Source organism: Streptomyces sp. NPDC028991 (assembly GCF_055564775.1).
Genome location: NZ_JBVHVP010000018.1, coordinates 101,705 through 115,628, shown reverse-complemented (window position 1 = coordinate 115,628; position 13,924 = coordinate 101,705). Strand labels below are relative to the sequence as shown.

The 13,924-nt window shown below is 70.9% G+C and carries 13 protein-coding genes; 9 read left to right on the top strand and 4 right to left on the bottom strand.

Annotated elements, in window-relative coordinates:
- Nucleotides 1-39: 39 nt before the first annotated feature.
- Nucleotides 40-2,328, bottom strand: a complete 2,289-nt coding sequence (locus ACZ4V1_RS28230) for a transglycosylase domain-containing protein (protein WP_468341295.1) — start codon at nucleotides 2,326-2,328, stop codon at nucleotides 40-42.
- A gap of 460 nt (nucleotides 2,329-2,788) precedes the next feature.
- Here ACZ4V1_RS28230 and wblA point away from each other — a divergent pair, with 460 nt between their 5' ends.
- Nucleotides 2,789-3,127 (top strand): transcriptional regulator WblA, encoded by a 339-nt coding sequence (gene wblA / locus ACZ4V1_RS28225; protein WP_055418683.1) that lies wholly within the window; start codon nucleotides 2,789-2,791, stop codon nucleotides 3,125-3,127.
- A gap of 197 nt (nucleotides 3,128-3,324) precedes the next feature.
- Here wblA and bagB read toward each other — a convergent pair whose 3' ends face one another.
- A complete protein-coding gene (gene bagB / locus ACZ4V1_RS28220; RefSeq protein ID WP_468341292.1) occupies nucleotides 3,325-4,737 on the bottom strand; it encodes an ATPase BagB in 1,413 nt (470 codons plus the stop codon).
- A complete protein-coding gene (bagA, locus tag ACZ4V1_RS28215) occupies nucleotides 4,734-5,711 on the bottom strand; it encodes an ATPase BagA (protein WP_468341289.1) in 978 nt (325 codons plus the stop codon). Before bagA ends, bagB begins: the two co-directional genes overlap by 4 nt.
- A 117-nt stretch (nucleotides 5,712-5,828) precedes the next feature.
- Here bagA and ACZ4V1_RS28210 point away from each other — a divergent pair, with 117 nt between their 5' ends.
- From ACZ4V1_RS28210 to ACZ4V1_RS28190, 5 genes are all read left to right on the top strand, one after another.
- Complete coding sequence (locus ACZ4V1_RS28210) at nucleotides 5,829-5,990, top strand: DUF4177 domain-containing protein (RefSeq protein WP_003975360.1); 162 nt, start codon at nucleotides 5,829-5,831, stop codon at nucleotides 5,988-5,990.
- A complete protein-coding gene (locus ACZ4V1_RS28205; protein ID WP_468341286.1) occupies nucleotides 5,987-6,454 on the top strand; it encodes a RidA family protein in 468 nt (155 codons plus the stop codon). Before ACZ4V1_RS28210 ends, ACZ4V1_RS28205 begins: the two co-directional genes overlap by 4 nt.
- A gap of 341 nt (nucleotides 6,455-6,795) precedes the next feature.
- Entirely contained in the window at nucleotides 6,796-7,914 is a 1,119-nt protein-coding gene (locus ACZ4V1_RS28200) for an alpha/beta fold hydrolase (protein ID WP_468341283.1), read from the top strand.
- A 59-nt stretch (nucleotides 7,915-7,973) separates the two neighbouring features.
- Entirely contained in the window at nucleotides 7,974-8,969 is a 996-nt protein-coding gene (locus tag ACZ4V1_RS28195; protein WP_468341280.1) for an NUDIX hydrolase, read from the top strand.
- Nucleotides 8,966-9,808: an MBL fold metallo-hydrolase gene (locus tag ACZ4V1_RS28190; protein ID WP_468341277.1), complete on the top strand. Its 843-nt coding sequence runs from the start codon at nucleotides 8,966-8,968 to the stop codon at nucleotides 9,806-9,808. Before ACZ4V1_RS28195 ends, ACZ4V1_RS28190 begins: the two co-directional genes overlap by 4 nt.
- Before the next feature lie 56 nt (nucleotides 9,809-9,864).
- Here the strand turns inward: ACZ4V1_RS28190 and ACZ4V1_RS28185 are convergent, their stop codons facing one another.
- A complete protein-coding gene (locus ACZ4V1_RS28185) occupies nucleotides 9,865-10,539 on the bottom strand; it encodes a Crp/Fnr family transcriptional regulator (RefSeq protein WP_003975365.1) in 675 nt (224 codons plus the stop codon).
- Nucleotides 10,540-10,815: 276 nt separating this feature from the next.
- Between ACZ4V1_RS28185 and nth the strand changes: the two genes are divergently transcribed.
- The 3 genes from nth to ACZ4V1_RS28170 are packed head-to-tail and all read left to right on the top strand — an operon-like array spanning nucleotide 10,816 to nucleotide 13,920.
- Nucleotides 10,816-11,913: an endonuclease III gene (nth, locus tag ACZ4V1_RS28180; protein WP_468341273.1), complete on the top strand. Its 1,098-nt coding sequence runs from the start codon at nucleotides 10,816-10,818 to the stop codon at nucleotides 11,911-11,913.
- Nucleotides 11,914-11,965: 52 nt separating this feature from the next.
- The gene (locus tag ACZ4V1_RS28175; protein WP_468341270.1) at nucleotides 11,966-12,673 is read left to right on the top strand and encodes an NUDIX hydrolase; all 708 of its coding nucleotides are present in this window, start codon (nucleotides 11,966-11,968) and stop codon (nucleotides 12,671-12,673) included.
- A gap of 47 nt (nucleotides 12,674-12,720) precedes the next feature.
- Nucleotides 12,721-13,920 (top strand): MarP family serine protease, encoded by a 1,200-nt coding sequence (locus ACZ4V1_RS28170; protein ID WP_468341267.1) that lies wholly within the window; start codon nucleotides 12,721-12,723, stop codon nucleotides 13,918-13,920.
- Nucleotides 13,921-13,924: the final 4 nt, after the last annotated feature.

Genomic DNA, 13,924 nt, shown 5'->3' with positions numbered 1-13,924 from the left:
GAGTGCGGGGCCTGCTGGGACCAGTGGTGTGCGGGCGGTTCAGCCGCGGCGGCCGCCGAAGCCGTTACCGCCGTTGCCCTGCCCCTGGAAGATGTTCCCCGGGAAGCCGCCGTCGGTGCCGCCGTTGTCCGTACCGCCGTCGATCAGTCCGCCGGTGACGCCGCCGTCGCCGTTGTCCTCGTCGCCGTTGCCGCCGTCGTCCCGGTCGCCGTCATCGTCGCCCCTGCCCCGGTCCTTGTCCTTGTCCTTGTCCTTGCTGTCCGGGATGTCGACGAGGTTGAAGTCGGGGTCGGGCTTGCCCTCCAGCGCGCCCGACATCATGTCCCGCCAGATCGGGCCCGGAACCGCGCCGCCGAAGACCTTGTCGTGCGGGACACCGCCGATGGAGATGTTGACCATCTTCCGCTCGTGCTTCGGGTCGCCGACCCACACGGCGCCGGCGAGGTTCGGCGTGTAGCCGACGAACCAGGCCGCGAAGCGCTCATCGGTCGTACCGGTCTTGCCTGCGCTGGGACGGCTGTCGAGTCCTGCCTGCGTACCCGTACCGTCCTCGACGACGCCCTTGAGGAGGGTGTTGACGGTGTCGGCCGTGGTCTCGGACATGGCCCGGGAGCAGGTGGACTTCGGGACCTCGAGCGACTTGCTCTTGTTGCCCACCCGCTGGCTGATCGACTCGATGGCGACCGGCGTGCAGTACATGCCGCGCGAGGCGAAGGTCGCGTACGCGCTCGCCATGGTCAGCGGGGACACCTCGGTGACACCGAGGGCGATGGACGGCGTCTGCTCCAGCTTGTTGCCGTTGGCGCGCTGGACACCCATCTTCTCGGCCATCTGCATCACCGGGCAGATGCCGATGTCGCTGATCATCTGCACGTAGTAGGTGTTGACCGACTTCGCGGTCGCCTCCTTCATGTCGTACGGGCCGACCTCGGTCTCGTTCTCGTTGGCGAGCTTCTCACCCTTGGTGTTCACCCAGTTCTTGCCGTCGCAGGCCGCTACCGGGGTCGGGTACTCCATCTCGTACGGCGAGGAGTACGACTTGGTCGCCGGCATGCCGCCCTCGAGGGCGGCCGCGGCCACGATCGGCTTGAACGTCGAACCGGGCTGGTAGCCCGCGCCGCCGCCCATGGCGTTGTTGACGGACAGGTTGAGCGTCGTCTCGCCCTTCTTGACGTCGATGCCGTACGGGCGTGACTGGCCCATCGCGACGATCTTGCCGGTGCCGGGTTCCACGATGGTGGCCGCGGTCGCCACCTCGTCGCTCGTGTAGACGTGGTCCTTGATCGACTGCTGCGCCGACTTCTGGGCCTGCGGGTCGAGCGTCGTACGGATCGTCAGGCCGCCCTGGTTCCAGACCTTGGCCCGTTCCTCCTTGGTCTTGCCGAAGACCGGGTCGCTGAGGAACACCTCGCGTACGTAGTCACAGAAGAAGCCCGCGCCCTTGACGGCCGTGATGCAGCCGTTCTTGGGCCGGCTGACCTCCAGCCCGAGCGGCGCCTTCTTCGCCTTGTCGGCCTCCGCCTGGGAGATGTCACCGACCTGCGCCATGCGCGTCAGGACCACATTGCGGCGCTTGGTGGCCTCCGCCTCGTCGTTGACCGGGTCGTACCGGCTGGGTGACTGGACGATGCCGGCCAGGAGGGCGGACTCCTGGAGGTTGAGGTCCTTGGCGCTCTTGGAGAAGTAGCGCTGGGAGGCGGCCTCGACGCCGTAGGCCTGCTGGCCGAAGAAGGTGATGTTCAGGTAGTTCTCGAGGATCTTCTTCTTGCCCAGCTCCTCCTCGACCTGGATGGCGAGCTTCAGCTCGCGGATCTTGCGGCCGATGGTCTGCTGGGTGGCCTGGGCGACCTTCGTCGGGTCGTCGCCGGCCTCCTCCACGAAGACGTTCTTGACGTACTGCTGCGTGAGGGTGGACGCGCCCTCGGAGACCTCTCCGCTGCGGGCGTTCTTGTTGAGCGCGCGCAGTACGCCCTTCAGGTCGACCGCGCCGTGCTCGTAGAAGCGCGAGTCCTCGATCGCGACGATCGCCTTCTGCATGTACGGCGAGATGTTCTTGAGGTCCACCACCGTGCGGTCGCGCGAGTAGACCGTGGCGATGGTGCCGCCCTCGGCGTCGAGGATGGCGGTGCGCTGGCTCAGCGGGGGAGTCTTCAGGTTGGCCGGGAGAGCGTCGAAGCTCTCCACCGACCCCTTTGCGGCCAGCCCCAGCGCGCCCACGGCGGGCAACGCGATGCCGGCCAGCACTGCTCCCGCGAGCACACTGACACCGAGGAACTTGGCGGCCTGCTGCGTTGGCGACAGACCACCGCCCGAGCGCTTGTTTGGCATGGAGGCAGCCTACGTTCTCATTTGCCGGACACGCGTATATGCCTTGGCCTAAGCTGCACTCAACTGTCACAGCAGTGAGGCCACGTATCAATACGTCCAGCGACCCCGAATCGTTCCGGATCCGCTCGTCTTTTTTCTGAGGGGCCTCGCTGGGGGGCGCGTTGGTGTGTACGGGCGCGTGCCACGGCGTGTGGGATGCGTGTCCGAATCCGCCTCGTGTGTCAATTGGTGTCCGTTGTGGCGCAACAGAGATGACCTGAATGCCGGGATCGTCACGCATGTCGCCAGCTCACTCCCCCGGGTGATCTGCCGCTTACCCATAGTCCGTTCGGGCCATTCAAGATTGGGCCCGAAGGGGGTGTTGCGCTGTGCCCACCTTCCGTAACGTCCTCAACTGGCGGCGGTGAATATGCCGCTGCCGCCGTGGGGGAGCCTCGATTCGGGAGAGGACGGCGCCGGTATGGGCTGGGTAACCGACTGGAGTGCGCAGGCCGCCTGCCGCACTACCGATCCGGACGAACTGTTCGTTCAGGGAGCAGCGCAGAACAGGGCCAAGGCGGTGTGCACCGGATGTCCGGTGCGGACCGAGTGCCTGGCCGACGCGCTCGACAATCGCGTCGAGTTCGGCGTATGGGGAGGCATGACGGAGCGGGAACGCCGCGCACTGCTGCGCCGGCGACCCACCGTGACCTCCTGGCGCCGACTGCTGGAGACTGCGCGGACGGAATACGAACGAGGGGTCGGCATCGTGCCCCTCGATGACGAGGAGATCTACGAAAACTACGCGGCCGTGGGCTGAGCCCGGTCGGGGAGCGTTTCCCGGACACGGAGCCCTCGGGCGTGGACGTCCGCGGACGTGGAGCCCTCGGGCGCGGAGCCCACGGGCGTGGACCTCCCCGGCGCGAAACCCACGGACGCGGAGCCCGTGGCCACGAATGCCCAAGGCCACGGAAGATCAAGGCCACGGACCTCCGAGGTCACGGACGCCTCGGCGGGTCAGGCGCCCGTCTCGGGCAGCTCGGGCCGGTCCGTCGCGAGACGGTCGCCGATGTCCCGCAGTCCCGCGAGGTCGTGCACGTCACCGGGCAGGGCGGCCACTTCGGTGACCGCCACCTCGGGATGACGCGCGGTGAAGCGGTCACGCGTGCGCTGCTCGCGGGCGAGCAGATGCATCCGGTCGGCGTGCAGCCGCAGCAGGCCCGCGGTGAGCTGATCGACGGATCGCTCCGGTGTGTCGTCCGGTGCGCCGCCCGGTGTGTCGTCCGGTGAGCCGCCCGGTGCGCCGTCCGGTGATGGCCTAGCCCCGGGAGAGGGTTCGGAAGGGCGATCGGGCGAGGACTCGGGAGAGAGCCCGTCGGTGTCTGAACTGCCGTGCGTTTCGGGGGAGTTACGAACTCCAGCTTTCCCGTCGTCCTGATCGACAATGCGGGGATCCTCAAGATTTTCCGCGGCGGCGAGCGCCCGCTCGGCCGACAGCCGGTCGGCGCCGCTGCCGTGGACCCGGTTGAGTACCAGACCGGCGAGCGGCATGTCCTCGGCCGCCAGCCGCTCCACGAAGTACGCGGCCTCACGCAGTGCGTCCCGCTCCGGCGCCGCGACCACCAGGAACGCGGTCCCTGGCGCCTGGAGCAGCTTGTACGTCGCGTCCGCGCGCGTACGGAACCCGCCGAACATCGAGTCCATCGCGGCCACGAAGGTCTGCACGTCCTTCAGGAACTGTCCGCCCAGCACCTTCCCCAGGACGCCCGTCATCATCGACATGCCGACGTTCAGGAACTTCATGCCGGCCCGGCCGCCCACCTTGGCCGGGGCCAGCAGGACGCGGATCAGCTTGCCGTCCAGGAAGGAACCGAGGCGCTTGGGCGCGTCCAGGAAGTCCAGCGCCGAGCGGGACGGCGGCGTGTCGACGACGATGAGGTCCCACTCGTCCCGCGCCCGCAGCTGCCCCAGCTTTTCCATCGCCATGTACTCCTGCGTGCCCGCGAAGCCCGCCGAGAGTGACTGGTAGAAGGGGTTGCCCAGGATGGTCGCCGCCCGCTCGGGATCCGCGTGCGCCTCGACGATCTCGTCGAAGGTGCGCTTCATGTCGAGCATCATGGCGTGCAGTTCACCGCCCGCCGAGTCGTCGACACCCTTCACCCGGCGCGGGGTGTTGTCGAGCGAGTCGATGCCCATGGACTGGGCGAGCCGCCGGGCCGGGTCGATGGTGAGGACGACCACCTTGCGGCCGCGCTCTGCCGCGCGCAGGCCCAGCGCCGCCGCGGTGGTCGTCTTGCCGACCCCGCCCGAGCCGCAGCACACCACGATGCGTGTCTTCGGGTCCTCCAGCAGCGGGTCGACGGCGAGCACCCGTGCGGGGGCCAGCCGCCGTGCGCCCTCCTGGTGCCGGGCGGCCGGGTCCGGACTCATGCGATCCCCTGCTTCCGCAGCTCGGTGGCGAGTTCGTACAGGCCCGCCAGGTCCATTCCCTCGGCGAGCAACGGCAGTTCGTGCAGCGGCAGGCCCAGGTCGGTCAGGACCGCCCGCTGCTCATGCTCCAGCGCGTACCGCTCGGCGTACTCGCCGGCCTGTGCCAGCAGCGGGTCCACCAGCCGCTCGGCGTGCCCGCCACGCCGGGCCCCACCGAGCCCGGCGTCCGACAGGGACCTGGCGAGTGCCGTACGCGGTGTGCTCCGTACGAGTTCCAGGTCGGCGGCGTCCAGTACCTCGGGCCGGACCATGTTGACCACGACCCGTCCCACCGGGAGCCGAGCCGCGCGCAGCTCGGCGATGCCGTCCGCGGTCTCCTGGACCGGCATCTCCTCCAGGAGGGTCACCAGGTGCACGGCGGTCTCCCGGGACTTCAGCACCCGCATCACGGCCTGCGCCTGATTGTGTATCGGGCCGACCTTCGCGAGACCGGCCACCTCGTCGTTGACATTGAGGAAGCGCGTGATGCGGCCGGTCGGCGGGGCGTCCATGACGACGTAGTCGTACGCGAACCGCCCGCTCTTGTCCTTGCGCCGCACCGCCTCGCACGCCTTGCCGGTGAGCAGGACGTCCCTGACACCCGGCGCGATGGTGGTCGCGAAGTCGATCGCCCCGAGCTTCTTCAGCGCCCGTCCGGCGCTGCCCAGTTTGTAGAACATCTGGAGGTAGTCCAGAAGCGCCAGTTCGGGGTCGATGGCCAGGGCGTACACCTCCCCGCCCCCGGGAGCGACGGCGATCTTCCGCTCCTCATAAGGCAGCGCCTCCGTTTCGAAGAGCTGCGCGATGCCCTGGCGACCCTCGACCTCGACGAGAAGCGCGCGCTTCCCCTCGGTGGCCAGGGCCAGCGCGAGGGCCGCGGCCACCGTGGTCTTGCCGGTTCCGCCCTTGCCGCTGACGACCTGGAGCCTGCTCACGTATTCGAGCGTAACCAGTCCGCGCGCCGAGTACGCCGGAGGCTGTGGACAACGTGTGGAGAACGCCTCCGCGGGCGGCCGTCCGAGGGGGCCGGGGCAACGGCTAGAGTCGGCCACATGACCAAGTGGGAATACGCAACCGTGCCGCTGCTCGTCCACGCCACGAAGCAGATTCTGGACACCTGGGGCGAGGACGGCTGGGAGCTCGTCCAGGTCGTGCCCGGGCCGAACAACCCCGAACAGCTCGTGGCCTACCTGAAGCGGGAGAAGCAGGCATGAGCGCCGTCGAGTCGAAACTGGCCGAGCTCGGCCTGACCCTCCCCGAGGTCGTCCCGCCGCTGGCCGCGTACCAGCCGGCCGTGCAGTCCGGCCCGTACGTCTACACCTCCGGCCAGCTGCCCATGGTGGAGGGCAAGCTCCCGGTCACCGGCAAGGTGGGCGCCGAGGTCACGCCTGAGGAGGCCAAGGAACTCGCGCGCACCTGCGCGCTGAACGCCCTGGCCGCGGTGAAGTCCGTCGCCGGTGACCTCGACCGCATCGCGCGCGTGGTGAAGGTCGTCGGCTTCGTCGCGTCCGCGTCCGACTTCACCGGCCAGCCGGCCGTGATCAACGGCGCCAGCGAACTCCTCGGCGAGGTCCTGGGCGACAAGGGCGTCCACGCCCGCAGTGCGGTCGGCGTCGCGGTACTGCCGCTGGACGCGCCGGTGGAGGTCGAGGTCCAGGTGGAGCTCGCTCAGGCATAGGCAGGCCTGGGGAGACGTGGGGAGACGTGGGGGGCGCAGGCAGGCGCGGACAGACCTGGGCAGGCGTGGACGGCCTGGGCAGGCGCAGGCAGGCGCGGACAGACCTGGGCAGGCGTGGACGGCCTGGGCAGGCGCAGGCAGGCGTAGCACGGCTCCGAGTCCCGAGCGAGCGGGTGCGGTGCGAGGACGCGCGTTGCCGGGCCGGCAAAAAAGCTCGCCCTCGTCGCTCCACGCCCGCAGGATCGGACTCGGTGCCTCGCACGGGCGGGGCGGGGCCGGTGGTGGCCACCGTCTCCGGGTCCGTGCGGGCACCGGACCGACCGTGTACGCCAGGAGGAACCATGCCGCAGCAGTCCGTGACCGGCCAGCAGTCCGCGTCCGACCAGCAGTTCGCGTCCGATCGGCGGTCCGCGTCCGACCAGCGGTCCGTGACCGATCGGGAGTCCGCGTCCGATCGGCGGTCCGTGACCGATCGGCGGTCCGTGCACCGTCTGGTGCCCTCGCCGGCCGGCCGGATCCATCTGGTCGAGCAGGGCAGCGGGCCGCTTGTCCTGCTCGTCCACGGCTTCCCCGAGTCCTGGTACTCCTGGCGCCGCCAGCTCCCCGCGCTGGCCGACGCGGGCTTCCGCGCCGTCGCGATCGACGTACGCGGATACGGGCGCTCCTCGCGGCCCGACGCGGTGGAGGCGTACGGGATGCTCGACCTGGTGGCGGACAACGTCGCCGTGGTGGAGGCCCTGGGTGAGCGCTCCGCCGTGATCGTCGGCCACGACTGGGGCGCGAACATCGCCGCGCACTCCGCGCTGCTGCGGCCCGACGTGTTCCGTGCGGTGGGCCTGCTGAGCGTGCCGTACACCCCGCCCGGCGGTCCGAAGCCCAGCGATGTCTTCGCCGGCATGAGTGACCCCGCCGGGCCGTTCGCCGGGCAGGAGTTCTACGTCTCCTACTTCCAGGAGCCCGGCCGGGCCGAGGCGGAGATCGAGCCGGACGTCCGCGGCTGGCTCGCAGGCCTCTACGCCGCCCTGTCCGCCGACACCATGCCCGCCTCGGATGCTCCCGACCCGCACTTCGTCGCCCCCGGCGGCAGGCTGCGCGACCGGTTCCCGGCCGCCGGCCGGCGGCCCTCCTGGCTCACCGAGGAGGAGCTGGACGTCTACGCCGGGGAGTTCGAGCGCACCGGTCTGACCGGCGCCCTCAACCGCTACCGCAACATGGACCGTGACTGGGCCGACCTGGCCGCCCACCGGGGCGCCCCCGTCACCCAGCCCTCCCTGTTCCTCGGCGGCGGCCGGGACGCCTCCACCACCTGGCTGTCCGACGCGATCGAGGCGTACCCGACCACCCTGCCCGGTCTGACCGCCTCGCACGTCCTCGACGACTGCGGCCACTGGCTCCAGCAGGAGCGCCCCGAGGAGACGAACCGGCTGCTCACCGAGTGGCTGACCGCCTTGCCCTCCTGACGGCCGTCCGGCCCCGAGAGCCACTCGAACATCCGCCCGTCACCGGATAGCCTCCGGCCATGGCGAACGATCAGACGAGTGGTCGGGCGAACGGTCGGACGAGTGGTCGGTCGAGTGATCAGACGAGTGGCCGGTCGAACGGTCAGTGGTATCCACCGGAGTGGCCGGACCGCATCCGCGCGCTGGCGGCCGGCACCCTCACGCCCGTCGCCCCCAAGCGCGCCGCCACCGTCATGCTCCTGAGGGACACCGGTACCGGCCCCGCCGTCCACATGCTGCGTCGCCGCACCTCCATGGCGTTCGCCGGGGGCGCGTACGCCTATCCGGGCGGCGGGGTCGACCCGCGCGACGACGACCGCGACATCGGCTGGGCGGGTCCCACGCGCGCGTGGTGGGCGGATCGGCTCGGCGTCGACGAGGCGGGTGCCCAGGCGATCGTATGTGCGGCCGTACGGGAGACGTACGAGGAGGCGGGCGTCCTGCTCGCCGGCCCGACCGGCGACTCCGTGGTCGGCGACACGACGGGCGCGGACTGGGAGGCGGACCGCGCCGCCCTGGTCGACCGCGAGCTGTCCTTCGCGGAGCTCCTGGACCGCCGGGGCCTGGTCCTGCGTTCCGACCTGCTGGGCGCCTGGGCGCGCTGGATCACCCCGGAGTTCGAGTCCCGGCGCTACGACACGTGGTTCTTCGTGGCCGCCCTCCCCGAGGGGCAGCGCACCCGCAACGCCTCCACGGAGGCCGACCGCACGGTGTGGATCACTCCTGCCGAGGCCGCGGCCGGGTACGACAGGGGCGAGCTGCTGATGATGCCGCCGACCATCGCGACCCTGCGCGGTCTCGCGGAGTGCGCCACGGCGGCCGAGGCGCTCGCGTCGGCGCCGGGCCGCGACATGACACCCGTGCTGGCGCGGGCACGGCTCGTCGGCGGCGAGATCGTGCTCTCCTGGCCGGGGCACGACGAGTTCACCAAGCACGTCCCGAGCACGGCGACGGACCCGCCTCCCGGTCCGACGCCGGCGACACCTTCCGACCCGACCGGGGGAGCCCCCGCATGACGGACGCGACAGCACTGCCCGGACAGCCGCGGGGCGGCGTCCTCTCGGGTCCGGCCACCGCGCGCGCGGTGAACGTCCTGGCGCCCAACGCCTCCGCGATGACGCTGGACGGCACGAACACCTGGATCCTCGCCGAACCCGACTCCGACCTGGCCGTCGTCGTCGACCCGGGGCCCTTGGACGACACCCACCTGCGGCATGTCGTCGACACCGCCGAGCGGGCGGGCAAGCGTGTCGCGCTGACGCTTCTGACGCACGGACACCCGGACCACGCGGAGGGCGCCGCGCGCTTCGCCGAGCTGACGCGGACGAACGTACGGGCGCTGGATCCGGCGCTGCGGCTCGGCGACGAGGGGCTGGCCGCCGGCGACGTGATCCGGGTCGGCGGACTGGAGCTGAGGGTCGTACCGACCCCCGGGCACACGGCCGACTCCCTGTGCTTCCACCTGCCGGCCGACCGGGCGGTCCTGACGGGCGACACCATCCTGGGCCGCGGTACGACGGTGGTGGCGCATCCCGAGGGCCGACTCGGCGACTACCTGGACTCGCTGCGCAGGCTCAGGTCGCTCACGGCCGACGACGGGGTGCACACGGTGCTTCCGGGCCACGGCCCCGTCCTGGAGGACGCGCAGGGCGCCGTGGAGTACTACCTCGCGCACCGTGCCCACCGCCTCGCCCAGGTCGAGACGGCCGTGGAGGACGGCTACCGGACTCCGGGCGAGGTCGTCGCCCACGTGTACGCGGACGTCGACCGCTCGCTGTGGCCGGCGGCGGAACTGTCGGTGCGGGCGCAGCTGGAGTACCTGGACGAGCACGGGATCATTCAGCTGCCCGACTGAGGGGCTGCGCGCAGGCCGGCCCGAAGGCTGCCGGAAGGCTGCCCTGCCGAGGTCTGTCAGCGGGAGCGCTTGGCCAGCCGCTCCACGTCCAGCAGGATCACCGCGCGGGCCTCCAGGCGGAGCCAGCCGCGCTGGGCGAAGTCCGCCAGCGCCTTGTTGACCGTCTCGCGGGACGCGCCGACCAGCTGGGCCAGCTCCTCCTGCGTGAGGTCGTGCACGACGTGGATGCCCTCCTCGGACTGCACGCCGAAGCGGCGGGACAGGTCCAGCAGGGCGCGGGCGACACGGCCGGGGACGTCCGAGAAGACGAGGTCCGACATGGCGTCGTTGGTCTTGCGCAGGCGGCGTGCGACGGCGCGCAGCAGTGCGGTGGCGACCTCGGGGCGGACGTTCAGCCAGGGCTGGAGGTCGCCGTGGCCGAGGGCGAGCAGCTTGACCTCGGTCAGCGCGGTGCCGGTCGCCGTGCGGGGGCCCGGGTCGAAGAGCGACAGCTCACCGATCAGCTCGCTGGGGCCGACGACGGCCAGCATGTTCTCGCGCCCGTCAGGGGAGGTGCGGTGGAGCTTTACCTTGCCCTCGGTGACCACATACAGGCGGTCTCCGGGGTCCCCCTCGTGGAACAGCGTGTCGCCGCGGGCGAGGGTCACCTCACTCATGGAGGCGCGGAGTTCCGCGGATTGCTCGTCGTCGAGCGCCGCGAAGAGCGGGTTGCGCCGCAGAACGTCGTCCACGAGTTCTCTCCTTGTCGACCGGCTCAGAGGATCTTGTTCCCCCGGTGTACCAGGGGTCCGTGGTGCCCATTTTGCCGGACAGTCCAAACAGTGTGATCTGTCACAAGGATGCCGCACTGGTGTCCTGGGGTACGCGGCAGGGGTCCAATTGGGCGCCGATCTTCGGGGCCCGGGGCGGATGTCGGTGCCGGGCCGTAGGCTGGCCGGGTGTCCAAATCGCCGGTGAGAGCACAGGCCGAGGGGGCTGCGCGGGTGGGTGTACGTCGCGATTCCGCTGTGGGCGAACAGGGCCCCGATGGCGGTAGGAAAACGGCGAAAGCGACAAAGAAGGCGACCCCTGCCAAGAGGGTGACTGCGGAGGAGCGCGCCGTGAAGAGGAACGCCGAGACGGACCCGGCGTCCGCCGAGGTCCCGAAGAAGGCCGTGTCCGGGAAGGGCACCGCATCCCCGGCGAAGTCCGGGCCCGGCAAGAAGGCGAAGTCCGCTCCCGTCAGGAAGCAGGCGCCCGCCAGGAAGCCCGTCGTCGCCCCGAAGAAGGCCGCAGCCGCCGTCAAGGGCGTCGCCCCGGCGAAGACCGTCGCCCCGAGTGCGCCGCGCGGCGAGTCGCGCACCGCGCTGGTCCGCCGCGCCCGCCGCATCGACCGCGAACTCGCGGAGGTCTACCCCTACGCACACCCGGAGCTGGACTTCGAGAACCCGTTCCAGCTGGTCGTGGCCACGGTGCTGTCCGCCCAGACCACCGACCTGCGCGTCAACCAGACGACGCCCGGCCTCTTCGCCAAGTACCCCACCCCGGAGGACCTGGCCGCCGCCAATCCCGAAGAGGTCGAGGAGATCCTGCGCCCGACCGGTTTCTTCCGGGCCAAGACCAAGTCGGTCATAGGGTTGTCCAAGGCCCTGGTGGAGAACTTCGGCGGCGAGGTCCCCGGGCGTCTCGAAGACCTCGTGAAGCTGCCCGGTGTCGGCCGCAAGACCGCCTTCGTCGTGCTCGGCAACGCGTTCGGCCGGCCCGGCATCACCGTGGACACACACTTCCAGCGCCTGGTGCGCCGCTGGCAGTGGACCGCCGAGACCGACCCGGACAAGATCGAGGCCGCCGTCGGCGCGCTCTTCCCCAAGGGCGACTGGACGGACCTCTCCCATCACGTGATCTGGCACGGCCGCCGGATCTGCCACGCCCGCAAGCCCGCCTGCGGCGCCTGCCCCATCGCTCCGCTCTGCCCGGCGTACGGCGAGGGCGAGACGGATCCGGAGAAGGCGAAGAAGCTGCTCAAGTACGAGAAGGGCGGCTTCCCCGGCCAGCGTCTGAACCCTCCGCGGGCCTACCTGGACGCGGGCGGGAAACCGGCACCGCCGCTGGGGGCGGCCGGGTGACGGAACGATCTCGGTGGCGTCGGGCGTTGGAATCGGCAGAACGGGGGTGGCTATGACTCGGGCGGGCGGCACACAGGGGCACATCCGGGGCGGGATCCTCAGCAAGGAGGGCCTGCCGGGCTGGCTGGATCCGGTGGTGCGGGCTGCCGAGACGGTGCGCCCCGACCAGCTGAGCCGCTTTCTGCCGCCGGAGGACGGAGCCGGGCGCCAGTCCGCCGTCCTGGTCCTCTTCGGTGAGGGCGCGGCCGGTGGGGGCCCCGAGCTGCTGCTCATGGAGCGGGCCGGCTCCCTGCGCTCGCACGCCGGCCAGCCGGCCTTCCCGGGCGGCGCCCTCGACCCGGACGACGGCGATCCGCAGGGCGACGGGCCGTTGCGGGCCGCCCTGCGCGAGGCCGAGGAGGAGACCGGCCTCGATCCGGCCGGTGTGCAGCCCTTCGGTGTCCTGCCCAAGCTCTACATCCCGGTCAGCGGCTTCGTCGTCTCACCGGTCCTGGCCTGGTGGCGCGAGCCCACCCCGGTGGGCGTCGTCGATCCGAACGAGACGGCGCGGGTCTTCACCGTCCCCGTGGCGGATCTCACGAACCCCGCCAACAGGGTGACCGCCGTCCACCCCGGCGGTCACCGAGGTCCGGCATTCCTGGTCGAATCGGCGCTCGTGTGGGGCTTCACCGCCGGCATCATCGACCGGTTGCTGCACTTCGCGGGCTGGGAGCGGCCCTGGGACAGGGAGAAGCAGGTCCCGCTGGACTGGCGGTCATGACAGGGTGACCGGTGTGAGCGTAGGACGACAAGGCGGGGCTTGAATCAGTGAACGTGCTGGACATCCTGTTGCTGCTGGCCGCCGTCTGGTTCGCGATCGTCGGCTACCGCCAGGGCTTCGTCGTCGGCATCCTGTCGGTGACCGGTTTCCTCGGTGGCGGTCTCGTCGCCGTCTATCTGCTGCCGGTGCTCTGGGACGCCCTGACGGACAACGCGGAGGTGAGCACGACCGCCGCCGTCGTCGCGATCGTCATCGTCATCGTCTGCGCCTCCGTCGGCCAGGCGCTGACCACCCACCTCGGCAACAAGCTCCGCCGGTACATCACCTGGTCCCCGGCCCGCGCCCTGGACGCCACCGGCGGCGCCCTGGTCAACGTCGTGGCGATGCTCCTGGTCGCCTGGCTGATCGGCTCCGCGCTGGCCGGCACCACGCTGCCGACGCTCGGCAAGGAGGTCCGCAGCTCCACCGTGCTGCAGGGCGTCTCCCGGGCGCTGCCCGCACGCGCGGACACCTGGTTCGCGGACTTCTCCTCCGTCCTCGCTCAGAACGGCTTCCCGCAGGTCTTCAGCCCGTTCTCCAACGAGCAGATCCCCGAGGTCCAGCCACCCGACCCGGCGCTGGCCAACAGCCCGGTGGCAGCCCGTGCCAAGCGCTCCATCGTCAAGGTCATGGGCACCGCCCCCGACTGCGGCAAGGTCCTGGAGGGTACCGGCTTCGTCTTCGACGACCGCCGCGTGATGACCAACGCCCACGTCGTGGGCGGCGTCGACGAGCCCACGGTGCAGATAGGCGGCGAGGGCAGGAAGTACGACGCGACGGTCGTCCTCTACGACTGGCGGCGCGACGTCGCCGTACTGGACGTGCCCGAGCTGGACGCACCCGCCCTGCGGTTCGCGGACGAGGACGCCGCCCGCACCGACGACGCGATCGTCGCGGGCTTCCCGGAGAACGGGGCGTACGACGTCCGCGCCGCGCGCGTGCGCGGGCGCATCACGGCCAACGGCCCGGACATCTATCACCGCGACACCGTCCGCCGCGACGTCTACTCGCTGTTCGCGACCGTCCGTCAGGGCAACTCCGGTGGCCCGCTGCTGACGCCCGAGGGCGAGGTCTACGGCGTGGTCTTCGCCAAGTCGCTGGACGACGCCGAGACCGGGTACGCGCTCACCGTGGACGAGATCCGCGAGGACATCACCCGGGGCCGCACCGCGAACCAGCAGGTGGACAGCGACAGCTGCGCCCTCTAGGAGC

Excerpts from the sequence above, each read along its gene's own strand:
- ACZ4V1_RS28195 (WP_468341280.1), top strand. The coding sequence starts at position 7,974 with ATGGCGAACGATCAGACGAGTGGTCGGGCGAACGGTCGGACGAGTGGT.
- ACZ4V1_RS28205 (WP_468341286.1), top strand. The coding sequence starts at position 5,987 with ATGAGCGCCGTCGAGTCGAAACTGGCCGAGCTCGGCCTGACCCTCCCC.
- bagB (WP_468341292.1), bottom strand. The coding sequence starts at position 4,737 with ATGAGTCCGGACCCGGCCGCCCGGCACCAGGAGGGCGCACGGCGGCTG.
- ACZ4V1_RS28230 (WP_468341295.1), bottom strand. The coding sequence starts at position 2,328 with ATGCCAAACAAGCGCTCGGGCGGTGGTCTGTCGCCAACGCAGCAGGCC.
- wblA (WP_055418683.1), top strand. The coding sequence starts at position 2,789 with ATGGGCTGGGTAACCGACTGGAGTGCGCAGGCCGCCTGCCGCACTACC.
- ACZ4V1_RS28210 (WP_003975360.1), top strand. The coding sequence starts at position 5,829 with ATGACCAAGTGGGAATACGCAACCGTGCCGCTGCTCGTCCACGCCACG.
- ACZ4V1_RS28175 (WP_468341270.1), top strand. The coding sequence starts at position 11,966 with ATGACTCGGGCGGGCGGCACACAGGGGCACATCCGGGGCGGGATCCTC.
- ACZ4V1_RS28200 (WP_468341283.1), top strand. The coding sequence starts at position 6,796 with ATGCCGCAGCAGTCCGTGACCGGCCAGCAGTCCGCGTCCGACCAGCAG.
- ACZ4V1_RS28190 (WP_468341277.1), top strand. The coding sequence starts at position 8,966 with ATGACGGACGCGACAGCACTGCCCGGACAGCCGCGGGGCGGCGTCCTC.